Source organism: Methyloversatilis universalis FAM5 (genome assembly GCF_000214035.2).
Classification (GTDB): Bacteria; Pseudomonadota; Gammaproteobacteria; order Burkholderiales; family Rhodocyclaceae; genus Methyloversatilis; species Methyloversatilis universalis.
This window is the reverse complement of the sequence record NZ_AFHG01000053.1, coordinates 54,480-75,297: the sequence shown is the minus strand read 5'-3', so window position 1 is coordinate 75,297 and position 20,818 is coordinate 54,480. Positions and strand designations below refer to the sequence as shown.

The window sequence follows — 20,818 nt, the reverse complement described above, 5'->3', positions numbered from 1 at the left end:
TATTGAGCGGTCCGGTCGGGATGTCCCCGACGGCGGAGAGGTGGCAGGTATGTTCGGCGTGTTCTCTTCATCACCGGCAAGCGTGCTCGGCAACCCCGCCGAGCTTCGCCGCGTGCTGGCCGAAATCGCTGCCGCCCAGCCCGAGCTGGCGGTCAACGAGCTGACCGGCTGGGTCGAGTCGGTGGGCGAAGCCGCCAACATCGACCTCGCCCATCACGTCAATCTGCTCTATCAGTTCGATTCCAGCGCCCAGCCGCACCTGCGCAAGCTGGAGCAGGCCTACGCTGCCGACCCGCAGGGCAGCGACGTGATCTGGCGCACCGGCCGCGATTTCTGGTCCATCCTGTCGTCCGCCTATGAAGTGGCGCTGGATCGCTATCTGGCCGATCCGGCCCATGCCACCGTGCTGAGCGGCCTGTCCCGGCTGGCATCGCGCACCGTGCGCGCCTGCCGCCAGCGCTTCAAGTGGGACGTCTATCACAACGGTCCGGTCGATGCCGGGCTGTGGCAGGTGGCCGGTCAGGCCTATCTGCTGGCGCAGGCGGCCAATGCCGAATCCCGTGAAGTGGTGAATGCCGCCGACGAGGTGCCGACCTCGGTCGAGCGCGAATACCTGCGCCTGATCGCGCTGCACGTCGCCGCACCCGAAGGCCTGGTACCGGACAGCGTGCGCCTGGCCGAACACCTGACCGGCTATTTCGCCGCCCGCTACTCCATGTCGCCGACGATAGAGCGCGGCAGCACCCACTGGCTGGATGCCAACCAGCCGTCGCCGCCGCTGCGCCTGGTGCGTGCGCCGCAGCAGGTCGATGGCATCCGTTTCTTCTCCGGCATCGCCGCGGCCGATGCCGCGCTGGCGCTGGCGCGCCGGGTCGAGGGCGGTGACCTGCCGGAGTCGCTCAGTCTGGACGATCTGCCGGAGCGCGACGCGCTGTCCCGGCTGCTGCGTCATCTGGCGTCCAACTGGGCGCTGGATCCGCCGACCCGCCAGTACCGCCGGCATACGCTGGGCGGGGCGCTGGCGGTGGCCAACGGGATCAAGCATCTGCACCACGTGCTGCGCGGCGCGCGCGACGAGGCAGTCATCTACCGCTGGGAAATGTCGGACGCCAGCCTGGGCGGCATCGGTGCCACCGCACCGACCGCCAGCGCCGAATGGGTGCGGGTCGGTTCCCTGGTCGGCATGCAGCCCTCGGGCGGCGACAACTGGCTGGTCGGCGTGGTGCGCCGCTACCTGCGTGGCCGCGACGCACGCGGCACCGTGGGCATCGAAACGCTGTCGACCACCGCCCGGCCGCTGGAGGTGTTTTCCGAGCGCCAGAGCGGCGAGGCGGTGGCGCTGGACGAGCCGGTCAGCGGTGCGGTGGTGCGCCTGGCCATCAACGGCACTGGCTATTCCGCCGAATATCCGCTGCATGCCTCGATCAACGGCCGCCACGTGCGGCTCGATCCGGTCGAACTGATCGAGCGCGGCTCCAATTTCGACCTCGCCCGCTTCCGCGTCAGCGACTTCCGCTGAACGCGCGGCCGGTCCGCGTCAGCGTTCCGGCAGCAGGAAGTCGCAGAGGCGGTTCAGTTCGTCGGCAAAGCTCTGCAGGCTGTGATCGCCACCGGCGCGGATCACCATGTTCGCGCCGCGCAGCCTCAGCACCGCCTGCCACCAGTCCAGCACTTCGTCGCCGGTTTCCAGCAGCACCAGATAGCGCTCTGGCCGGGTGACCGCAGGCACGTCCAGCGCGCGCAGCGCGTCGACGTCCTGCTGCCCGAAATGGAAGGTTTCGCCGGTGTACATGTGGCTGTGTTCGCCGATGTAGTCGCCCAGCGACAGCGGCGCGACCACCGCCGGATTGATCAGCGCGGCGCGCAGGCCGTACTTCTCCGCCAGATGCAGCGCATAGAAGCCGCCCAGTGACGAACCGGCCAGCGATACCTCGCGGCCGGCCTCAAGCGCCGGGCACAGCGCCGATTCGATCAGCGCGATCGCGTCCCGCGGTGCCGGCGGCAGCTGTTCGCACCACAGCAGGTCGGCCTGACCGCGCCGCGCCAGCCGGGCACGCAGCTGCTGCGCCTTGGCCGACTGCGGGCCGGAGCGGAAACCGTGGAAGTAGAACAGCGTCTGCATCAGTGGTCGGCCCAGTCGACCCAGCCGAACCCCGCGGTCGCCAGCACGAACAGGCCGAAGGCGATGCGGTACCAGGCGAACAGTTCGAAGGTGTGGCTGGCGATGTAGCGCAGCAGCCAGCGCACGCTGAAGAAGGCGGCCAGGAAGGAGGCGACGAAGCCGGCCGTGAACACCGGCAGGTCTTCCACGCGCAGCAGCGCCCAGTTCTTGTACACGTCATACACCGTGGCCGCGAACATGGTCGGGATGGCGAGGAAGAAACTGAATTCGGTCGCCGCACGGCGCGACAGCCCGAACATCAGGCCGCCCATGATGGTGGCGCCGGAGCGCGACACGCCCGGGAACATGGCCAGCGACTGCGCGAAACCGACCTTGAGCGCGGCGCGCCAGTCCAGGTCGTCCGCGGTTTCGTAGCGCGGCACATGGGTGCGCCGCTCGATCAGCAGGATGATGACGCCGCCGACGATGAGCGCGCCGGCCACCGTGAGCGGGTTGAACAGATAGGTCTTGATGATGCGGTGGAACATGAGGCCCAGCACCGCAGCTGGCAGGAAGGCGATGAATACGTGCAGCGCGAAGCGGTTGGCCGCTGGCACCCGGCCGAGGCCGCTCGCCACGTCGATGATCTTGCGCCGGTATTCCCAGCAGATGGCCAGGATGGCCGCCAGCTGGATCACGATCTTGAACACCCGGCTGGTGTCGTCGGTGTAGCCGAGCAGGCTGCCGGCGATGATGAGGTGGCCGGTGCTCGAAATCGGCAGGAATTCGGTCAGGCCTTCGAGAATGCCGAGGATGACGGCCTTGATCAGCAGCAGATGGTCCATGGGGTCTGTGTGCGGTGCGGCAAATCGGATCAGGCGGCCGAGTATAGGCGAGCACGGTGAAGAGCCCGCATCGCCTGTCGCGCGAATTGTCGACCGGGCGGCGGTATTTCACCCGCCACCTGTAAAATCCGCCGCCATGTTCCTGAAACGCGCCGCCGCCCGCACCCCCGCCGCTGTACTGGCCGCCGATACGCCGGCCGAAGCCGGCGTGCCTCCGCTGGCGCTGGGCATCGCGCTGTCCATCCTGGTGCATGCCTTCGTGCTGGCCCTGCACTTCACGCCAGACCTGAAGCCGAAACAGAAGGCGAAGGACCAGGCGCTGGAAGTCATCCTGGTCAATGCGCGCAGCAGGCAGAAGCCGATCGACCCGCAGGCGCTGGCCCAGGCCAATCTGGACGGCGGCGGCACGGTGGACCAGGACCGCCGCGCCAGCACGCCGCTGCCGGTCAGCCCGCGCGAAAAGACCGGCGACCAGCTAGTGGATACCCAGCGCCGGGTGCAGGAACTGGAATCGCAGCAGCAGAAGCTGCTGTCCGAACTGAAGTCCGGGCCGGCGCTGAACCGGCAGGAGCACCGGCTGGAACAGCCGGATCCCACCCCCGAACAGAAGAAGACGCTGACCGGCGACGAAATCGCCGCCAGCGCGGCCGCCACCGCCCGCAATCTGGCGGCGATTGCGCGCAATGTCGACGACTACAACAAGAAGCCGCGCAAGGCCTATGCGCTCACCCGCACGCAGGAGTACGCCTTCGCGCGCTACATCGACGACTGGCGGCAGAAGATCGAGCGCATCGGCAGCCTGAATTACCCGCCGGCCGCACGCGGCAAGGTGTATGGCAACGTGACGCTCACGATCGAAATCCGCCAGGACGGCGAAGTCGCCTCGATCGCGCTGGAGCGCTCGTCCGGCCACAAGGTGCTGGACGACGCGGCCATCCGCATCGTGCGCATGGCCGCACCCTATCCGTCCTTCCCGGACCACATCCGGCGCGAGTACGACATCCTGTCCATCACCCGCACGCTCATCTTCGCGCGCGGAGATCTGGTCGAATCAAACTGAGCGTTCCCGCGCCCACTCACGTTTCCGAGCACCATGACTGACCGCTACGCCGTCATCGGCCACCCGATCGCCCACAGCAAGTCGCCGGCCATCCACGCCGCCTTCGCCGCGCAGACCGCGCAGGACCTGAGCTATGAGGCGCTGCTGGCGCCGCTGGACGGCTTCGCCGCCGCGGTCGCGCAGTTCCGCGCGCAAGGCGGGCGCGGCATGAACATCACGGTGCCGTTCAAGGAAGAGGCCTGGCAGCTGGCCGACCGGCTGACAGAACGCGCGCGGCTGGCCGGCGCGGTGAACACCTTCGTGTTCGGCGGCGACGTGCAGGGCGACAACACCGACGGCGCCGGCCTGGTGCGCGACCTCGAAGTGCTCGGTGCGCCGCTGGCCGGTGCGCGCGTGCTGCTGCTGGGGGCCGGCGGCGCGGCGCGCGGCGTCATCCTGCCGCTGATCGACGCCGGCGTGGCCCGGCTGTTCATCGCCAACCGCACCGCCGACAAGGCGCGCGCGCTGCAGGCGCATTTCGCCGGCCACGACGCGCGCGGCGTGCTGGCTGCCGGCGGCTGGCAGGAGGCCGCCGACGCACCGTACGACGTGGTGATCAACGCCACCAGCGCCAGCCTCAGCGACGAGGCGCCGCCGCTGCCGGCCGGCCTGTACGCGCCGGACAGCCTGGCCTACGACATGGTGTACGGCCGGGGCCTGACCGCCTATCTGAAGCAGGCGCGCGATCAGGGCGCGGCGCGGCTGGCCGACGGACTGGGCATGCTGGTCGAACAGGCGGCGGAGGCGTTCGCGCTGTGGCGCGGTGTGCATCCGGACACCGCCGCGGTGCGCGCCACGCTGCGTGCCGCCCTGCCGCCGCTGGTCTGAGCGTACCGGTCATGCGCAGCGCTTTCCGTCTGCTGAAGTGGCTGCTCGCCAGCGCGGTGCTGCTGGTGCTGGCCTACCAGCTTTGGGTGTTCGGCCACCTGCTGTGGTGGACCCGGTTCAACCCGTCGCAGACCAGCTTCATGTCGCTGCGGCTGGACGAACTGCGCCAACGCAGCCCGGACGCGCAGCTGCGCCAGCAGTGGGTGCCGTACGAACGCATTTCGGTGCATCTGAAGCGGGCAGTGGTGGCGGCCGAGGACGATGGTTTCGTCGACCATGAAGGCTTCGACTGGGAAGGCATCCAGAAAGCGATGGAAAAGAACCGCAAGAAGGGCCGCGCGGTGGCCGGCGGTTCGACCATCAGCCAGCAGCTGGCCAAGAACCTCTTTCTGAGCCCGAGCCGCAGCTATCTGCGCAAGGCACAGGAGGCCGCCATCACCTTCATGATGGAAGCGGTGATGGACAAGCGGCGCATTCTGGAAATCTATCTGAACGTGGTGGAGTGGGGCGATGGCGTGTTCGGCGCCGAGGCGGCCGCCCAGCGCTACTACCGGGTGTCCGCCGCCCAGCTCGGACCGGAACAGGCGGCGCGGCTGGCGGTCATGCTGCCCAACCCGCGCAAGTACGAAAAAACCTTCGGCCCCCGCCTGGCCGCCCACGCCGCCCGGGTGGCGGCGCGCATGCACTATTCGCAGGTGCCCTGAGCGACGGCCTGCGCGCCCCGCTGCCTCAGCTCCGGGGCGGCCGGATCGCCGACTTCGGCCGGAAGGCCTTCACCACGGCGTCGTCGGTCTCGATGTAGGGGCCGCCGATCAGGTCGATGCAGTACGGTACGGCGGCGAAGATGCCGGGCACGATCTGCTGGCCGTCCGCGTCCTTCAGGCCTTCCAGCGTTTCCCTGATCGACTTCGGCTGCCCGGGCAGGTTGAGGATGAGGGTGCGGCCGCGGATGACCGCGGTCTGGCGCGACAGGATGGCGGTCGGCACGAAACGCAGGCTGATCTGGCGCATCTGTTCACCGAAGCCGGGCATTTCGCGGTCGCCCACCGCCAGCGTGGCGTCCGGCGTCACGTCGCGCGGCGCCGGGCCGGTGCCGCCGGTGGTGAGCACCAGATCGCAGCCGGCGCTGTCGCACAGTTCCGCCAGCGTGGCCTCGATCTGCGGCCGCTCGTCCGGAATGAGCCGGGTTTCGAACATGACCGGATTCTTCAGTGCGGCGGACAGCCATTCCTTCAGCGCCGGAATGCCCTGGTCCTGATAGATGCCGCTGGAGGCGCGGTCGGACACCGACACCAGCCCGACGGTCAGCAGATCCTGTTGCGTGTCACTCATCGTCGTATCCCTCCTGTTCGCTGTCGGAATCGTGTTCCGCGTCCTCGCCGCGGGCGGCGTTGTCGAGCTGGCGCAGCTCGCGGAAGATTTCGCGGAAGGCGCGCGGCGGCCTGTTCTGCTCGCGCTCGCGCAGCGCGTTGCGGCGCAGCGTGCGCAGCCGGGTCAGGTCGGCGCCCGGCCACTGGGCGGCGATGTCGCCGAGCACCTGTTCGTCCGCCATCAGCCGTTCGCGCATGCGCTCCAGCATGTGCTCGCGCGCCACGGCGGCAGCCGACAGGCCGCGGATCACGTCCAGCGCCTCGGTCAGCGGTCCGGTATCGACGCCGCGCATCACCTTGCCGACATACTGCATCTGCCGGCGCAGGCCTTCATGGCTGCGGGTGCGCTGTGCCTCGGCGATCGCGATGCGCAGGTTGTCCGGCATGTCGATGCGCTTGAGCTGCTCGGCGGACAGCGCCACCAGTTCCTTGCCGAGCGCCTGCAGCGCGTGCGCGTCGCGCTTCTTCTGGCTCTTGCTCGGACGTTCGGGCAGGTCCTGTTCGTCGCTGTCGTCGGGGTGAGGGTCTTGTCTGGGGTGCATGGAAAGGCAATGAAGAAGCGATGTGCGGGGTGAAGCGTGGCAAGCGGCTATTATTGCAGCCTTTGCCTGACCACGAATCCGCCATGTCCCGACAGGGTTTCAGCCATACCGACGCCAGCCTGCGCAATATCGCGCAGCAGCTTCTCGATCACGCCCGCGCAGGCGGGGCCTCCGCCGCCGAAGTCGATGTGTCCGAAGGCTTCGGCCAGTCGGTCACGGTGCGCCGCGGCGAGGTCGAAACCATCGAGTACAACCGCGACAAGGGCATAGGCGTGACCGTGTATGTCGGCCAGCGCCGCGGCTACGCCAGTTCGAGCGATTTTTCGCTGGATGCGATGCGCGCCACGGTGGATGCCGCGCTGTCCATCGCCCGCTTCACCGCCGAGGATGACGCGGCCGGCCTGCCCGACAAGTCGCTGCTGGCCAACGAGTTCCGCGACCTGGATCTGTACCACCCGTGGGATCTGCCGGTCGAAACCGCCATCGACATCGCCCGTCGCTGCGAGGACGCCGCCTTCGCGGTATCGCCCGACATCCGCAATTCCGAAGGCGCGTCGGTGTCGGCCCAGCAGTCGCAGTTCGTATCGGCCAACAGTCTGGGCTTCATGGCCGGCTACGCCAGTTCGCGCCAGTACGTGAGCTGCTCGGTCATCGCCGGCGAAGGCGACGGCATGCAGCGCGAGGACTGGTACGCCAGCCGCCGCGCCGCCGGCGACCTGCCGCCGGCGGAAGCGATCGGCGAGTACGCAGCCCGCCGCGCGCTGTCCCGCCTCGATGCGCGCCGCGTGCGCACGACCCGGGTGCCGGTGCTGTTCGAAGCGCCGCTGGCCATCGGCCTGCTCGGCCATTTCGTGCAGGCGGCCAGCGGCGGCGCGCTGTACCGCAAGTCCTCCTTCCTGCTCGACAGCCTGGGCAAGCAGATATTTCCGAAGCACATCAACATTTCCGAGCGCCCGCACCTGCCGCGCGCGATGGGCTCCGGCATGTTCGACGACGACGGCGTGGCCACCCGCGACCGCGAAGTGGTCGAGAACGGCGTGCTGAACGGCTACTTCCTGAGCACCTACTCGGCGCGCAAGCTGGGCATGCAGACCACCGGCAACGCCGGCGGCTCGCACAACCTGATCCTGCAGTCCGGCACGCAGAGCCTGGACGACCTGATCCGCGGCATCAAGCGCGGCCTGCTGGTGACCGAACTGCTGGGCCACGGCGTGAACTACGTGACCGGCGACTATTCGCGCGGCGCCGCCGGCTACTGGATCGAGAACGGCGAAATCGCCTACCCGGTGCAGGAAATCACCATCGCCGGCAATCTGCGCGACATGTTCAAGGGCATACAGGCAGTCGGCTCGGACGCGCTGGTGCGCGGCTCGAAGCAGAGCGGCTCGGTGCTGATCGACCGCATGCGGATCGCCGGTGCCTGAGTGTGAGCCCCCACGCTCACTTCGTTCGCTGCCCCTCATCTGAGCGGCGCGACCTTGAATGGATCCGGTGACATGACCGACCGCCGTGGCTTCCTGAAAGCGGCGCCGCTGGCCGCAGCGCTGGCGAGTGCGCCGGCCGTGCATGCCGCGCAGCCGGCCTTGCGCTGGCGACTGGCGTCCAGCTTTCCGAAGGCGCTTGATGCGCTGCATGCCGCCGCCGAACAGGTGGCGCAGCAGGTGAGCGCGGCCACCGGCGGCCGCTTCCAGATCCAGGTGTTCGCCGCCAACGAAATCGTGCCGCCCTTCGGCGTGCTCGACGCGGTGCGCGAAGGCACGGTGGAGTGCGGGCATTCGGCGTCCTACTACTACATCGGCAAGGACCCCACCTTCGCCTTCGACTGCGCCATGCCCTTCGGCCTGAACAGCCGGCAGCAGAACGCTTGGCTGGTCGATGGCGGCGGCATGGCGCTGATGCGCGAACTGTTCGCCGGCTACAACATCGTCAATTTCCCCTGCGGCAACACCGGCGCGCAGATGGGCGGCTGGTTCCGCCGCGAGATCCGCAGCGTGGCCGACCTCAAGGGCCTGAAGATGCGTATCGGCGGCTATGCCGGCCAGGTGGTGTCGCGGCTGGGCGTGGTGCCGCAGCAGATACCGGGCGCCGACGTCTATCCGGCGCTGGAAAAGGGCGCCATCGACGCCGCGGAGTGGGTCGGGCCCTATGACGACCTCAAGCTCGGTTTCTACAAGGTCGCGCCCTATTACTACTATCCGGGCTGGGCGGAAGCCGGCCCGCAGCTCAGTCTCTACGTCAATCGCCAGGGCTTCGACGCCTTGCCGGCCGAGTACCGGCAGATTCTGGAATCCGCCTGCGCCGCCGCCCATGTCGCCATGCAGGCGCGCTATGACGCGCGCAATCCGGCGGCGATGAAAAAGCTGATCGAGGGCGGCGCCCAGCTGCGCATGTTCCCGCGCGATATCCTGCTTGCCTGCCAGAAGGAGGCGTTCGCGCTCTACCGCGAAACCGCCGCCGCCAACCCGCAGTTCCGCAAGGTGTTCGAACCGTGGAACCGCTTCCGCTCGGAGCAGCACCTGTGGACGCGCATCGCCGAGAACTCGGTGGATGCTTTCGTGGGCAGGCATCCGGTGGAGTGATTGCCGACAAAGGAAAACGGCTACGGGGCGCGATGACGCTGGCACAATGACGATCACTTTCTGAAAGGATTCAGATGCGATCGTCGATGACAAGCTGGTGTCGATTCCCTGTGCTGCTCGGGGTATTGGCGGCTCTCGCCGGATGCGCAGCACCGCAGGTCGCAAAGGACTTTAAGCCTGAGGCCAACCCGAAGGTCGGCGTCGTCGTCTTTTCGGTAGCGCATGACGTCGAGGGTGGGGACGCCAACAAGACCATCGTCTATCTTGATGGCGGATTCACCAGTGGCGGGGCGCATTTCGGGTCTGCGAACGGTACCGCCGTGGTTCTCCGGCGTCCGAATGACTTCTCTGACGTGCAGGGCTATCTGCATGTGGTGGAAATGGCGCCCGGTCCGCACCGGTTTACGCACTGGCAGATCTCGAACGGGTCAGGCCTGCGGATATTCCCCCGGGGCGAACTTCCGCCGCTCGAATTCGAGGTGCGTGCTGGCGAGGTGATCTACGTTGGCGCTTTTCATGGCCATCTGCTGCGCGGCAAGAACCTGTTCGGCATTGAAATTACCGGCGGTGGCCATGTCGGCGTCGTCGACGCAGCCGACCGCGACCTTGCGCTGCTGAGACAGCGCTACCCGCAGTTCGAGGGCAGAGTCCGGTCCTCGGCGTTTCCGCTCGGACCGTGGAGCGCGGAGGGCGTAACGCCTCGGCTAGACCCGATGCCTTTAGTCCGCTGACAGGTGGCGTTAGCGAGAGCGAACTGAACGGACCGGGGCCGCGTTGTGCGGCCCCGGCATGACTCATGCGCCAGCGCGCAGCTTACAGCCCGGCGTCAGCCCGCAGTGCGGCGGCCTTGTCGGTCGCTTCCCAGGTGAATTCCGGCTCGTCGCGGCCGAAGTGGCCGTAGGCGGCGGTCTTCTGGTAGATCGGGCGCAGCAGGTCCAGCATCTGCACGATGCCCTTCGGACGCAGGTCGAAGTGGCGCTTCACCAGTTCGGTCAGCTTTTCGTTCGAAACCTTGCCGGTGCCAAAGGTTTCGACCATGACCGAGGTCGGCTGGGCGACGCCGATGGCGTAGCTCACCTGCACCTGGCACTTCGACGCGAGGCCGGCGGCGACGATGTTCTTCGCCACGTAGCGGCCGGCGTAGGCGGCCGAGCGGTCCACCTTGGACGGGTCCTTGCCGGAAAAGGCGCCACCGCCGTGCGGTGCGGCACCGCCGTAGGTGTCGACGATGATCTTGCGGCCGGTCAGGCCGCAGTCGCCCTGCGGGCCGCCGATGACGAAACGGCCGGTCGGGTTCACCAGGTACTTGATTTCGCCCTTCACCAGTTCCGGCGGCAGCACCGGCTTGATGATGTCCTCGATCACCGCTTCGCGGATCGCTTCCAGCGACATGTCCGGCGCGTGCTGGGTGGACAGCACCACGGTGTCGATGCGCTCCGGCTTGCCGTCGACGTAGCGGATGGTGACCTGGCTCTTGGCGTCCGGACGCAGCCACGGCAGGCGGCCGTCCTTGCGCAGATGGGCCTGGCGTTCGACCAGACGGTGCGACAGGTTGAGCGCCAGCGGCATCAGCACCGGCGTTTCGTCGCAGGCGTAGCCGAACATCAGGCCCTGGTCGCCGGCGCCCTGGTTCAGATAGTCGTCGCTGGCGCGGTCCACGCCCTGGGCGATGTCCGGGCTCTGCTTGTCGTAGGCCACCAGCACCGCGCAGCCCTTGTAGTCGATGCCGTATTCGGTGTTGTCGTAGCCGATTCGTTTGATGGTGTCGCGCGCGACATGGATGTAGTCGACGTTGGCGGTGGTGGTGATTTCACCGGCCAGCACGACGAGACCGGTATTGCACAGGGTTTCGGCGGCGACACGGGCGGTCGGATCCTGCGCCAGGATGGCGTCGAGGATGGCGTCGGAAATCTGGTCCGCGACCTTGTCGGGATGGCCTTCGGATACCGATTCCGAAGTGAAGAAATACTCTGACATGCACCTGCTCCTATCAAACTTCCCTGTTGCGGTTCGTCGAACCGGCTCCGGGAAGCGAGCAGGCGACGCTTTAGCAGTATTTTTAGGCCGCCCTGCAAGTTGTCTCGTTTAACTCGGCGGAAACAGTAGTCTACCGCGTTCTGCAATATTCGCGTACTCAGCTTCCTGTCCATGTCCGACCTCGCGAGCCGTCTGGCCACGGGTGCCTTCCGGCTGCTGTCACTCCTTCCGCTGCGCACGCTGCAGGCCGTCGGGGCGGCGGCCGGCCGTCTGATGCACGCACGCTCGGCCAAGTTCCGCCGGGAGTTCGACCGCAACCTCGCCGGCGCCGTGCCGCAGGCCGATGCCGCGCTGATCCGCGCGGCCGCGGCTCATTCCGGCCGCACCATGCTTGAACTGCCCTGGCTGTGGCTGCGGCCGCGTGCCGAGGTGCTGCGCGCGGTCGTGCAGGTGAGCGGCTGGGAATGCGTCGAGCGGCTGCACGCCAGCGGCCGCGGCGTGGTGCTGCTGACACCGCACATGGGGGCGTTCGAGATCGCCGCCCGGCTGATCGGTTCGCGCATCCCGATTACCGTGCTGTATCGCGCGCCGCGCCAGGCCTGGCTTGCGCCGGTGATGGAGCGCGGGCGCGAGGGCGCCGGCGTGTCGCTGGCGGCGGCTGACGGCAGCGGCGTGCGCCGTCTGCTGCGCACGCTGAAGGACGGCGGACTGGTCGGCATCCTGCCGGATCAGGTGCCGGCCAACGGCGAGGGGGTGTGGGCCGATTTCTTCGGTCGACCGGCCTATACGATGACCCTGGCCGCCCGGCTGACCTCGATCGCCGCCGGCACCGTCATGGTGTTTGCCGAGCGGCTGCCGGCGGGCCGCGGTTTCCACCTGCATTTCATCGAGCCCGAAGTGCCGGTCGAGGGCGACACCGCGCAGCGGGTCGATGCGATCAACCGCAATGTCGAGGCGCTGGTGCGGCGCTGGCCTGCGCAGTACATCTGGGGCTACAAGCGCTACAAGCGGCCGCCCGGTGTGGAGCGGCCGGCAGCGGTAGAATGATGACCATGTTCACGAATCCTGCCCCGCAGGCCATCGCTGACCTGCTGCGCAGCGTGCGCACGGTGGCCGTGGTCGGCCTGTCCCCGATCGAATCCCGTCCCAGTCATCGCGTCGCGCGCGGCATGCAGCGCTTCGGCTGGCGCATCGTGCCAGTGCGGCCGGCGGTCGATCAGGTGCTGGGCGAAAAGGCCTACGCCTCGCTGGCCGACATTCCGGACGCGCTGCGCCGCGAGATCGATCTGGTCGATTTCTTCATCGCTGCTGACCGCGTCGGCGAATTCGTCGATCAGGCAATCGCGCTCGGCCTGCCGGCCGTGTGGCTGCAGGACGGCGTGATCGACGAGGCGGCCGCGCTGCGTGCGCAGGCGGCCGGTCTGGCCGTGGTGATGGACCGCTGCGTGTGGCGCGACTACAGCACGATGGTGACCGAATGAAGCTCCGTTTTTCCAAGATGCACGGCCTGGGCAACGATTTCGTGGTGATCGACGCGATTCGCCAGCAGGTCGACCTGACGCCCCAGCAGGTGCGCTTTCTCGCTGACCGCCACTTCGGCGTCGGCTGCGACCAGCTGCTGGTGGTCGAGCGCGCGCAGCGGCCGGATGTCGATTTCCGCTACCGCATTTTCAATGCCGATGGCGGCGAGGTGGAGCAGTGCGGTAATGGCGCGCGCTGTTTCGTGCGCTTCGTGATCGAACAGGGGCTGACCGACAAGCAGGAAATCCGGGTTGAAACGAAGAGTGGCGTGATCACGCTGAGCGCGCAGGATGATGGCCAGGTCACGGTCAACATGGGCGTGCCGGTGTTCGAACCGGCGCGCATCCCCTTCCAGTCCGATTCCGACGCCTTCGTCCAGCCGCTGGATGTCGCGGGCACGCCGGTGGCGATCACCGCGGTATCCATGGGCAACCCGCACGCGGTGCAGGTGGTCGCCGATGCCGACGCCGCGCCGGTCGGCGTGCAGGGGCCGCTGATCGAATCCCACCCGCGTTTTCCGGCCCGCGTGAACGCAGGCTTCATGCAGGTGGTGGACCCGCATCACATCCGGCTGCGCGTGTATGAACGCGGCGCCGGTGAAACGCTGGCCTGCGGCACCGGCGCCTGTGCCGCCGTGGTCGCCGGCATCGTCCGCAATCTGCTGGAAAGCCCGGTGCGCGTCAGCACCCGCGGCGGCGAACTGAACATCGCCTGGGCTGGCGAAGGCGCACCGGTGTTCATTACCGGCCCCGCGGTCACCGTATTCGAAGCCGACATCCATCTGGAGTAGCACCCCCATGAGAGCCGACGACGTCGCGCGTTATCTGCAGGACCATCCGCAGTTCTTCGACGAATACCACGAACTGCTCGCCCACCTCTATGTGCCGCATCCGCACGGCGGCCGGGCGATTTCGATCACCGAGCGGCAGATCCTGACGCTGCGCGAAAAGACCCGCACGCTGGAACTGAAGCTGGCCGAACTGCTGCGTTTCGGTGAGGACAATGACGTCATTTCCACCCGCGTGCATGCGCTGTCGCTGGCGCTGATGAGCGCCGGCAGTTTCGACGCGGTCATGAGCGCGCTGCGCGAGCAGCTGTCGGAAGGGTTTTCGGTGCCGCATACCGCGCTGCGGCTGTGGAACAGCGTGCTGACACGCGAAGGCGAGGTGTTCGAGCCGGTGGACGAGCGCATCCGCGTATTCGCCAACGAGGCGCGCCAGCCCTACTGCGGCCCGGTGAACGACCTCGGCGTCGTGGCCTGGTTCGGCGAGGCCGCGCCCCGCGTGCAGTCGATCGCGCTGGTTCCGCTGCGACGCGACGCGCGGGTGGTCGGCCTGCTGGCCCTGGGCGCCAACGACGATGCCCGCTTCGTGCCGGACATGGGCACCCTCTATCTCGAACGCATCGGCGAACTGCTTGGCGCGTCGCTGATCCGCGAGCTGGGCTGAGCGTGTGGGCCCCCACGCTCACTTCGTTCGCTGCCCCCCAAGGGGGCAGCGCTCGCCCTCGGGGCGGCCCTTCGGGCGGCGCGTTGTCTCCCGCCCTTACTTTGTTCGCTCAGGAGGGCCGGCTATGCGCGGCCGGCTTTACACAGCCGACCGGTTGCTCGGGCGGCGAGCGGTGCTCGCCGAAACCCTCGCTACACCCCTCGGGGCGGCCCTTCGGACGGCGCGTTGGCTTCGATGCCCCGACTGTTCGTGCAGGTCGCCGCTGCACAGCCGGCCCGTTCGGCAGGCGCAGCACATGACGGACAGAGCATGAGTGCCACCCTGATTCTTGCACCGGGCCGCGAGCGCTCGGTCATGCGCCGTCACCCGTGGATATTCGCCGGTTCGGTCGACCGCCTCGACGGGCGGGCGCGGCCGGGCGATACCGTGCTGGTGCAGGCGGCCAGCGGCCGCGTGCTCGGTCGCGCCGCGTTTTCGCCGGCGTCGCAGATCCGCGCCCGCATGTGGACTTTCGAGGACGAGTCGATCGATGACGCCTTCTTCCGCCGCACGGTGACGCGCGCGGTCGAACAGCGGCGCGATCTGCCCGAACTGGCGGGCGAGTTCGGGCCGCGTGGCGGCGTCAGGCTGCTGCACGGCGAATCCGACGGCCTGCCCGGCGTGATCGCCGACCGCTACGCCGACGTGATCGTGCTGCAGATCACCGGCGCCGGCGGTGAAAAGTGGCGACAGGCGATTGCTGAAGCGCTGGTGCGCGCGACCGGCATCGCGCGGGTCTATGAACGTTCGGATTCCGACGTGCGTGCGCTCGAGGGCCTGGAGCCGCGCTGTGGCTGGCTGATCGGCGACGGCGAGCCGCCCTTTCCGGTGATCGCCGAGCCCGGCGTGGCCGGTGACGTGAATATCGAGATCGATGTGGCCGGTGGCCACAAGACCGGTTTCTATCTCGACCAGCGCGACAACCGGCGGCTGTGCGGCGAACTGGCGCGCGAGCGCCGGGTGCTGAACTGTTTCTGCTACACCGGCGGCTTTTCGCTGCACGCGCTGGCCGGCGGTGCCGCATCGGTGCTGTCCATCGATTCGTCCGGCCCGGCGCTGGCGACCGCGCGGCGCAACGTCGGTCACAACCCGCAGATCGACGCCGCGCGTGCCGAATGGCTGGAAGCCGACGTGTTCCAGGCGCTGCGCACCTTCCGTTCCGAAGGCCGCCGCTTCGACCTCATCGTGCTCGATCCGCCCAAGTTCGCGCCGTCGGCCGCGCACGCGAAGGCGGCCGCCCGCGCCTACAAGGACATCAATCTGCTCGGTTTCCGGCTGCTCGCGCCGGGCGGGCTGCTGATGACCTATTCCTGCTCCGGTGGCGTCGATCCGGATTTCTTCCAGAAGATCGTGGCGGACGCCGCTGCCGATGCCGGCGTGTCGGCCCGGGTGCTGCGCCGGCTGTCGGCCGGTGCCGACCATCCGGTCGGCCTCGCCTTCCCGGAAGGCGAGTATCTGAAGGGCCTGCTGCTGCGCGTGGGCTGAGCGGCGGGCCGACCGTGGCCGGGGAGTGATCCGGTCGACGGTTTTTCATCAAAACATTGGTATCCTCTTCGCCTTTCCAAACCTTGGAGTTCATGCGGATGGCCACCAAGAACGCCAGCAAGGCCGACAAGCCGCTGACCGAAGCCGACGTCCTCAAGATGCCGGAAAAGGACTACATGAACGAAGCGCAGCTCGCGTTCTTCCGCGATCTGCTGTCGCGCATGCGCGACGACATCCTGCGCAAGGCCGACGAAACCGTCGAGCACATGCGCGAGGTGGACAATGTGTCCGATCCGGCCGACCGCGCGACGGTTGAGGAAGAGCACACGCTGGAACTGCGCGCGCGTGACCGCGAGCGCAAGCTGCTGAAGAAGATCGAACAGGCGATCGAGCGCATCGACAACGGCGACTACGGTTACTGCGATGAAACCGGCGAGCCGATCGGCATCGGCCGCCTGCTTGCCCGTCCGACCGCGACGCTGACGATCGAGGCGCAGGAGCGCCGCGAACGCCTGCAGAAGCTGTACGGCGACTGAGGCCGGGCGCGGACACACCGTGATGTTCAGGCGCCTGTCCGCGCTGCGGTTCGGTCCGCTGCGGTTCGTCCTGCTCGTGCTGTGCCTCGTCGGGGCGCAGCACGTATCCCTCGTACACGCTTTCGAGCACCTGTCGCCGCGCGCGGCGGCGGTGCTGGCCGAGAGCGATGACGATGGCGCGCCGACCCATGCGGCGGTGTGTCCGGACTGTCTGTCCGCCCATTCCCTGGCCACGCTGTTCTCCGGCTCCGCGCCGGATACCGCGGTGGCCGACCTGTCCCATGTGCTGCGCGCCGCCTCGCTGCGGGTGGCGGTACATGGTGCGGCGCCCGAGCCCTGTGCCCACGGCCCGCCGGTATTCCCGCTGATCTGATCCGTCCGCGCCCTCAGGCGCATTTCGTTCGATTCAGTCATGTCCGCGCGTTCATCCGCGCGGACGCGCCCGCCATGGCGGGCGCCGGGAGATATTTCATGCAGTTCAAGAGCCTTCTGGGCGGCGCCGTTGCGGCAGCCGCCTCCGCATCCTTTTCCGTGCCGGTGTACGCACAGTCCATCCAGACCCTGCCGGCGGTGGTGGTGACCGGCAATCCGCTGGGCAGCGAGCTGTCCGACCTGGTCAGTCCGGTGTCGGTCATGGACGACCACGACCTCACGCTGCGCGGCGCCAGTACGCTGGGTGAAACCGTGGGCAATCTGCCGGGCGTCAGTTCCACCTGGTTCGGCCCGAATTCGAGCCGTCCGGTCATCCGCGGCATGGACGGCGACCGCGTGCGCATCCTCGGCAATGGCGGCGCCACCGTTGATGCGTCCTCCCTGTCCTTCGATCACGCCACCACGGTCGATCCGCTGGTGGTCGAGCGGGTCGAGGTGGTGCGCGGCCCGGCCGCGCTGATGTATGGCGGCAACGCGATGGGCGGCGTCGTGAACACGCTGGACAACCGCATTCCGCAGTCGGCCATGAGCGGCGTCAGCGGCCGGGTCGATGGCGTGGTCGGTGGCGCCGATTCCACCCGCGCGCTGGCCGGCCGGGTCGAATTCGGCAAGCAGGGATTCAATCTGCACGCGGACGGATTCACCCGCAGCACCTCCGACCTGCGCATTCCGGACAGCAGCGGCGCCTCCCGTCTGCGCAATTCGGCCGCCGACACGGAGGGCGGCGGCATCGGTGCCTCCTGGGCGGGCGACAAGGGCTATATCGGCGCCTCGTACGGCCTGTACGACTCCACCTATGGCACCGTGGCCGAGCCGAACGTGACCATAGACATGCGCAGCGAGCGCTGGGATCTGGCCGGTGAAGCGACCGACCTTGACGGCTTCATCACCGGCCTGAAATTCCGTGCCGGCCACACCGACTACCGCCATGTCGAACTGGATGGCGGCACGCCGGCCACCCGCTTCTTCAACAAGGGGACCGACCTGCGCGTGGAAGCCAGCCACCGGCAGATCGGCGCCTTCCGCGGCGTGATCGGCGCGCAGCTCGACAGCAGCGATTTTTCGGCGCTGGGCGACGAGGCCTTCGTGCCGTCGACTCGCACCGACAGCCGTGCGCTGTTCCTGTTCGAGGAAACCCGCATCGGCGCGCTCAAGCTCACCTTCGGCGGCCGGCTGGAGCGGGTCGAGGTCGGTACCGAGGGCGGCGGTCCCATCGATCCGAACACCGCTGCGCCGCGCTTCGAACCGGCGCAGGAGCGGCGTTTCACCGCGCGCAGCGCGGCGCTGGGCGCCATCTACCCGCTGAACGACACCTTCTCGGTCAGCTCGCAGTTCGCCCACACCGAACGTGCGCCCACCTTCTACGAGCTGTTCGCCAACGGCCCGCACGCCGCCACCGGCAATTACGAAGTGGGCAGCGCCGGGCTGCAGAAGGAACAGTCGAATTCGATCGATGCCCAACTGCGGGTGAAACACGGCGAGCACAGCGGTAGCCTCGGCGCCTATTACAGCCGCTTCGGCAACTACATCGCGCTGGCCGGCACCGGTCGCAACCGCGAAGAGGACGGCCTGCTGAATCCGGCGGGCGAACTGCCGGAATTCGCCTACCAGGCAGTGCCGGCGAAGTTCTACGGCATGGAGGCCCAGGCTCACCTGCTGCTGTGCCGCTGCGCCGGCGAGCTTCACCTCGATCTGCAGGCCGACATGGTGCGTGCGACCAACCGCGACACCGGCGAGCCGCTGCCGCGCATCGCGCCGGTGCGCGGCATGGCGGCGCTGAACTGGCATCGCGAGGCGGTGAACCTGCGCATGGAAGTGCAGGGCGCCAGCCGGCAGGACCGCGTGGGCGCCGGCGAATCCGAAACTGCCGGCTATGCGCTGGTGAATGCCTTCGCCAGCTACGCGTTCACCTCCGGCGGCGTGAACTGGGAGGCCTGGCTGCGTGGCAACAACCTGTTCGATACCGAAGCGCGCAATCACGTGTCCTTCCTGAAGGGCATCGCACCGATGCCGGGTCGCAGCATCATGGCCGGCCTGCGGGCGAGTTTCTGACCGGAGGCGGCCGGGCGGCGGATGCCGCCTGATACATCTGGGGGATGCGTCGCCCCCGGTTTGGCAGGTAAAGTGACGGTTCATATGCACTTAACTGCCGCCCGGCTGTCCGAGCCGCACCGGCACGCAACCCGACGCACCCGTGGCTTTTTCCTTCTTCAAGAAAACCCCTGCGACGCCGCAGGTCGAAACCCGGAAGCCGGCCCGTCCCGCCGCGCCTTCCGCGGTGCCGGCCAGCCGTGCGCCGGACACCGGCTTCGCCAGCAGCGTGGCGCCGTCGTCCGCCGGGCTGATTTCGCTCGATTTCGTATCGAAGGACCCGCTCGACGGCGCCCGCCGCACCGGCAAGGGCGAACTCGAGGTGCGCGACGTATCCAGCGGTCTGCATCCGGTGGTCGAGGAAGCGGCCATGCTGTTCGCCAACGGTGACGACGAGGCCGCGCTGTCGGTGCTGGAAAAGGCCACCTTCGACGAACTGGGCAACTCCACCGAACAGGTGTGGGCCATGCTGTTCGATCTGTGCCACGCGCTCGGCCGCATCGATGCCTTCGAGGCGCACGCGCTGGCCTATGCCGAACGCTTCGAACGTTCGGCGCCGACCTGGCCGGCCACGCCGTCCGGCGGTGCCTGCGGCGGCCCGCCCACGCTCACGCTGTCCGGCAAGCTGACCGCGGCCAGCCAGCCCTCGATTTCGCAGATCGAGCGCCTCAGTGCCAAGGCACCGGTCGTGCGGCTGGATCTGGCGCGTCTGCACGAAGTCGACGAGGACGGCGCCCGCCTGCTGCTGGACGTACTGACCGACGTGCGCCGGCGCGGCCATGGCGTCGCCATGCTCAGCGCGGCCGGCCTGCGCGACCTGCTGGCACCGCGCGTGGTGCCGGGTCAGGCCGAGGGGCCGGCGCAGTGGCTGCTCTATCTGGAAACGCTGCAGCAGCTCGGTGACGAGGCGAACTTCGAGGAATTCGCCATCCAGTACGCGATCACCTTCGAACTGTCGCCGCCGTCCTGGGACGCGCGCTGGGTCGCCTCGGCGCTGGTACCGCCGGCGGCCGAGACGGCACAGCCGGTCTGCGGCGGTCCGATCGCGCTGCGCGGGGAGATCGTCGGCGCTCGTCAGGATGCCTTCGCGGTGCTGCAGCAGGCCGACCTGCCGCAGGGGCTGATGAAGGTCGATTGTTCGGACCTGCGCCGGATGGATTTCATCAGCGCCGGCCTGCTGTTCAACGTGATCACCGCGGTACAGGCCACCGGCCGGCAACCGCGGCTGGTCGATGTGCGGCCCATGGTGGCCGCGCTGCTGCTGCTGATCGGTGTCGCCGCGGTCGCGGAAATCCAGCAGCGGCGTTTCTGACACCATCCGCCCTGCCGTGCGCGGCGCCGCATGAGGCGCGCCCGGCTGCTTTCAGGTCTTTTCGGGAATCGCCATGGAACAGTATCACGGCACCACCATCCTGTCGGTGCGTCGCCCCAATCAGGTCGCCCTCGGCGGCGACGGTCAGGTCACGCTCGGCAACATCGTCGTGAAGGGCACCGCGCGCAAGGTGCGCCGGCTCTATCAGGGCCGCATCCTCGCCGGATTCGCCGGCGGCACCGCCGACGCCTTCACGCTGTTCGAGCGCTTCGAAGCCAAGCTGGAAAAGCATCAGGGCCATCTGGTGCGCAGCGCGGTCGAACTGGCCAAGGACTGGCGCACCGACCGCATGCTGCGCCGGCTCGAAGCCATGCTGGCGGTGGCCGACCGCGAGTCCTCGCTCATCATCACCGGCAACGGCGACGTGCTGGAGCCTGAAGGCGGCATCGTGGCCATCGGCTCCGGCGGTGCCTATGCCCAGTCGGCCGCCCGCGCGCTGGTCGAGAACACCGACCTGCCGGCGAACGAGGTGGTGTCCAAGTCGCTGGGGATTGCCGGCGACCTGTGCATCTACACCAATCACAGCCACACCATCGAAACCCTGGAGTGGTGA

Annotated in this window: 22 protein-coding genes; 17 read left to right on the top strand and 5 right to left on the bottom strand. The window is 68.2% G+C overall.

Features of this window, described 5'->3' with window-relative positions; translation table 11 throughout:
- Positions 1–49 precede the first annotated feature (49 nt).
- Positions 50–1,519: a hypothetical protein gene (locus METUNV1_RS14415; RefSeq protein WP_193374316.1), complete on the top strand. Its 1,470-nt coding sequence runs from the start codon at positions 50–52 to the stop codon at positions 1,517–1,519.
- 18 nt (positions 1,520–1,537) lie between these two features.
- Here the strand turns inward: METUNV1_RS14415 and METUNV1_RS14410 are convergent, their stop codons facing one another.
- Together METUNV1_RS14410 and METUNV1_RS14405 are read right to left on the bottom strand one after the other, a co-directional pair.
- Positions 1,538–2,122 carry a YqiA/YcfP family alpha/beta fold hydrolase gene (locus tag METUNV1_RS14410; RefSeq protein WP_008063036.1) on the bottom strand — a complete coding sequence of 195 codons (585 nt, stop codon included), beginning with the start codon at positions 2,120–2,122 and terminating at the stop codon, positions 1,538–1,540.
- Positions 2,122–2,946 (bottom strand): undecaprenyl-diphosphate phosphatase, encoded by an 825-nt coding sequence (locus METUNV1_RS14405; protein WP_008063035.1) that lies wholly within the window; start codon positions 2,944–2,946, stop codon positions 2,122–2,124. Before METUNV1_RS14405 ends, METUNV1_RS14410 begins: the two co-directional genes overlap by 1 nt.
- A 136-nt stretch (positions 2,947–3,082) precedes the next feature.
- Here METUNV1_RS14405 and METUNV1_RS14400 point away from each other — a divergent pair, with 136 nt between their 5' ends.
- From METUNV1_RS14400 to mtgA, 3 genes are read left to right on the top strand one after another with little or no spacing between them, the layout of a single operon-like run.
- A complete protein-coding gene (locus METUNV1_RS14400) occupies positions 3,083–4,006 on the top strand; it encodes an energy transducer TonB (protein ID WP_008063034.1) in 924 nt (307 codons plus the stop codon).
- Positions 4,007–4,039: 33 nt separating this feature from the next.
- On the top strand, positions 4,040–4,873 hold the full coding sequence (aroE, locus tag METUNV1_RS14395) for a shikimate dehydrogenase (protein WP_008063033.1): 834 nt from the start codon (positions 4,040–4,042) through the stop codon (positions 4,871–4,873).
- A gap of 11 nt (positions 4,874–4,884) precedes the next feature.
- Complete coding sequence (gene mtgA / locus METUNV1_RS14390) at positions 4,885–5,577, top strand: monofunctional biosynthetic peptidoglycan transglycosylase (protein ID WP_008063031.1); 693 nt, start codon at positions 4,885–4,887, stop codon at positions 5,575–5,577.
- A 25-nt stretch (positions 5,578–5,602) separates the two neighbouring features.
- Here mtgA and mog read toward each other — a convergent pair whose 3' ends face one another.
- Together mog and yjgA are read right to left on the bottom strand one after the other, a co-directional pair.
- The gene (mog, locus tag METUNV1_RS14385) at positions 5,603–6,205 is read right to left on the bottom strand and encodes a molybdopterin adenylyltransferase (RefSeq protein WP_008063030.1); all 603 of its coding nucleotides are present in this window, start codon (positions 6,203–6,205) and stop codon (positions 5,603–5,605) included.
- The gene (gene yjgA / locus METUNV1_RS14380; protein ID WP_008063028.1) at positions 6,198–6,785 is read right to left on the bottom strand and encodes a ribosome biogenesis factor YjgA; all 588 of its coding nucleotides are present in this window, start codon (positions 6,783–6,785) and stop codon (positions 6,198–6,200) included. The genes mog and yjgA overlap by 8 nt, the downstream gene beginning before the upstream one ends.
- Before the next feature lie 83 nt (positions 6,786–6,868).
- Here yjgA and pmbA point away from each other — a divergent pair, with 83 nt between their 5' ends.
- The 3 genes from pmbA (at position 6,869) to METUNV1_RS14365 (ending at position 10,095) form a co-directional block, all read left to right on the top strand.
- Positions 6,869–8,209, top strand: a complete 1,341-nt coding sequence (gene pmbA, locus METUNV1_RS14375; RefSeq protein WP_008063027.1) for a metalloprotease PmbA — start codon at positions 6,869–6,871, stop codon at positions 8,207–8,209.
- A 72-nt stretch (positions 8,210–8,281) separates the two neighbouring features.
- Positions 8,282–9,364 (top strand): TRAP transporter substrate-binding protein, encoded by a 1,083-nt coding sequence (locus METUNV1_RS14370; protein WP_008063025.1) that lies wholly within the window; start codon positions 8,282–8,284, stop codon positions 9,362–9,364.
- A 74-nt stretch (positions 9,365–9,438) separates the two neighbouring features.
- Positions 9,439–10,095: a hypothetical protein gene (locus METUNV1_RS14365; RefSeq protein WP_139026375.1), complete on the top strand. Its 657-nt coding sequence runs from the start codon at positions 9,439–9,441 to the stop codon at positions 10,093–10,095.
- An 82-nt stretch (positions 10,096–10,177) separates the two neighbouring features.
- Here the strand turns inward: METUNV1_RS14365 and metK are convergent, their stop codons facing one another.
- Complete coding sequence (gene metK, locus METUNV1_RS14360; RefSeq protein ID WP_008063022.1) at positions 10,178–11,341, bottom strand: methionine adenosyltransferase; 1,164 nt, start codon at positions 11,339–11,341, stop codon at positions 10,178–10,180.
- 171 nt (positions 11,342–11,512) lie between these two features.
- Between metK and METUNV1_RS14355 the strand changes: the two genes are divergently transcribed.
- The 10 genes from METUNV1_RS14355 (at position 11,513) to hslV (ending at position 20,818) form a co-directional block, all read left to right on the top strand.
- Positions 11,513–12,388 (top strand): lysophospholipid acyltransferase family protein, encoded by an 876-nt coding sequence (locus METUNV1_RS14355; protein ID WP_008063020.1) that lies wholly within the window; start codon positions 11,513–11,515, stop codon positions 12,386–12,388.
- Positions 12,385–12,822, top strand: a complete 438-nt coding sequence (locus tag METUNV1_RS14350; RefSeq protein ID WP_081471367.1) for a CoA-binding protein — start codon at positions 12,385–12,387, stop codon at positions 12,820–12,822. Before METUNV1_RS14355 ends, METUNV1_RS14350 begins: the two co-directional genes overlap by 4 nt.
- On the top strand, positions 12,819–13,652 hold the full coding sequence (dapF, locus tag METUNV1_RS14345; protein ID WP_008063016.1) for a diaminopimelate epimerase: 834 nt from the start codon (positions 12,819–12,821) through the stop codon (positions 13,650–13,652). The genes METUNV1_RS14350 and dapF overlap by 4 nt, the downstream gene beginning before the upstream one ends.
- A gap of 7 nt (positions 13,653–13,659) precedes the next feature.
- Positions 13,660–14,310 carry a DUF484 family protein gene (locus tag METUNV1_RS14340; protein WP_008063013.1) on the top strand — a complete coding sequence of 217 codons (651 nt, stop codon included), beginning with the start codon at positions 13,660–13,662 and terminating at the stop codon, positions 14,308–14,310.
- Positions 14,311–14,619: 309 nt separating this feature from the next.
- On the top strand, positions 14,620–15,834 hold the full coding sequence (locus METUNV1_RS14335; protein ID WP_008063011.1) for a class I SAM-dependent rRNA methyltransferase: 1,215 nt from the start codon (positions 14,620–14,622) through the stop codon (positions 15,832–15,834).
- A gap of 98 nt (positions 15,835–15,932) precedes the next feature.
- On the top strand, positions 15,933–16,370 hold the full coding sequence (dksA, locus tag METUNV1_RS14330) for an RNA polymerase-binding protein DksA (RefSeq protein ID WP_008063009.1): 438 nt from the start codon (positions 15,933–15,935) through the stop codon (positions 16,368–16,370).
- Between the two features lie 22 nt (positions 16,371–16,392).
- Positions 16,393–16,743 carry a hypothetical protein gene (locus METUNV1_RS14325; protein WP_008063007.1) on the top strand — a complete coding sequence of 117 codons (351 nt, stop codon included), beginning with the start codon at positions 16,393–16,395 and terminating at the stop codon, positions 16,741–16,743.
- 98 nt (positions 16,744–16,841) lie between these two features.
- Positions 16,842–18,854 (top strand): TonB-dependent receptor, encoded by a 2,013-nt coding sequence (locus METUNV1_RS14320; protein WP_008063003.1) that lies wholly within the window; start codon positions 16,842–16,844, stop codon positions 18,852–18,854.
- Between the two features lie 142 nt (positions 18,855–18,996).
- On the top strand, positions 18,997–20,205 hold the full coding sequence (locus tag METUNV1_RS14315; protein WP_008063001.1) for an STAS domain-containing protein: 1,209 nt from the start codon (positions 18,997–18,999) through the stop codon (positions 20,203–20,205).
- 73 nt (positions 20,206–20,278) lie between these two features.
- A complete protein-coding gene (gene hslV, locus METUNV1_RS14310; protein WP_008063000.1) occupies positions 20,279–20,818 on the top strand; it encodes an ATP-dependent protease subunit HslV in 540 nt (179 codons plus the stop codon).

What these genes read in the sequence shown, in the direction of transcription:
- METUNV1_RS14400 (WP_008063034.1), top strand. Translation starts at nt 3,083, where the DNA reads ATGTTCCTGAAACGCGCCGCCGCCCGCACCCCCGCCGCTGTACTGGCC.
- METUNV1_RS14350 (WP_081471367.1), top strand. Translation starts at nt 12,385, where the DNA reads ATGATGACCATGTTCACGAATCCTGCCCCGCAGGCCATCGCTGACCTG.
- pmbA (WP_008063027.1), top strand. Translation starts at nt 6,869, where the DNA reads ATGTCCCGACAGGGTTTCAGCCATACCGACGCCAGCCTGCGCAATATC.
- METUNV1_RS14340 (WP_008063013.1), top strand. Translation starts at nt 13,660, where the DNA reads ATGAGAGCCGACGACGTCGCGCGTTATCTGCAGGACCATCCGCAGTTC.
- mog (WP_008063030.1), bottom strand. Translation starts at nt 6,205, where the DNA reads ATGAGTGACACGCAACAGGATCTGCTGACCGTCGGGCTGGTGTCGGTG.
- METUNV1_RS14325 (WP_008063007.1), top strand. Translation starts at nt 16,393, where the DNA reads ATGTTCAGGCGCCTGTCCGCGCTGCGGTTCGGTCCGCTGCGGTTCGTC.
- dapF (WP_008063016.1), top strand. Translation starts at nt 12,819, where the DNA reads ATGAAGCTCCGTTTTTCCAAGATGCACGGCCTGGGCAACGATTTCGTG.
- METUNV1_RS14355 (WP_008063020.1), top strand. Translation starts at nt 11,513, where the DNA reads ATGTCCGACCTCGCGAGCCGTCTGGCCACGGGTGCCTTCCGGCTGCTG.
- METUNV1_RS14335 (WP_008063011.1), top strand. Translation starts at nt 14,620, where the DNA reads ATGAGTGCCACCCTGATTCTTGCACCGGGCCGCGAGCGCTCGGTCATG.
- METUNV1_RS14370 (WP_008063025.1), top strand. Translation starts at nt 8,282, where the DNA reads ATGACCGACCGCCGTGGCTTCCTGAAAGCGGCGCCGCTGGCCGCAGCG.
- METUNV1_RS14365 (WP_139026375.1), top strand. Translation starts at nt 9,439, where the DNA reads ATGCGATCGTCGATGACAAGCTGGTGTCGATTCCCTGTGCTGCTCGGG.
- METUNV1_RS14405 (WP_008063035.1), bottom strand. Translation starts at nt 2,946, where the DNA reads ATGGACCATCTGCTGCTGATCAAGGCCGTCATCCTCGGCATTCTCGAA.
- dksA (WP_008063009.1), top strand. Translation starts at nt 15,933, where the DNA reads ATGGCCACCAAGAACGCCAGCAAGGCCGACAAGCCGCTGACCGAAGCC.
- metK (WP_008063022.1), bottom strand. Translation starts at nt 11,341, where the DNA reads ATGTCAGAGTATTTCTTCACTTCGGAATCGGTATCCGAAGGCCATCCC.
- hslV (WP_008063000.1), top strand. Translation starts at nt 20,279, where the DNA reads ATGGAACAGTATCACGGCACCACCATCCTGTCGGTGCGTCGCCCCAAT.
- METUNV1_RS14415 (WP_193374316.1), top strand. Translation starts at nt 50, where the DNA reads ATGTTCGGCGTGTTCTCTTCATCACCGGCAAGCGTGCTCGGCAACCCC.
- aroE (WP_008063033.1), top strand. Translation starts at nt 4,040, where the DNA reads ATGACTGACCGCTACGCCGTCATCGGCCACCCGATCGCCCACAGCAAG.
- mtgA (WP_008063031.1), top strand. Translation starts at nt 4,885, where the DNA reads ATGCGCAGCGCTTTCCGTCTGCTGAAGTGGCTGCTCGCCAGCGCGGTG.
- METUNV1_RS14410 (WP_008063036.1), bottom strand. Translation starts at nt 2,122, where the DNA reads ATGCAGACGCTGTTCTACTTCCACGGTTTCCGCTCCGGCCCGCAGTCG.
- METUNV1_RS14320 (WP_008063003.1), top strand. Translation starts at nt 16,842, where the DNA reads ATGCAGTTCAAGAGCCTTCTGGGCGGCGCCGTTGCGGCAGCCGCCTCC.
- yjgA (WP_008063028.1), bottom strand. Translation starts at nt 6,785, where the DNA reads ATGCACCCCAGACAAGACCCTCACCCCGACGACAGCGACGAACAGGAC.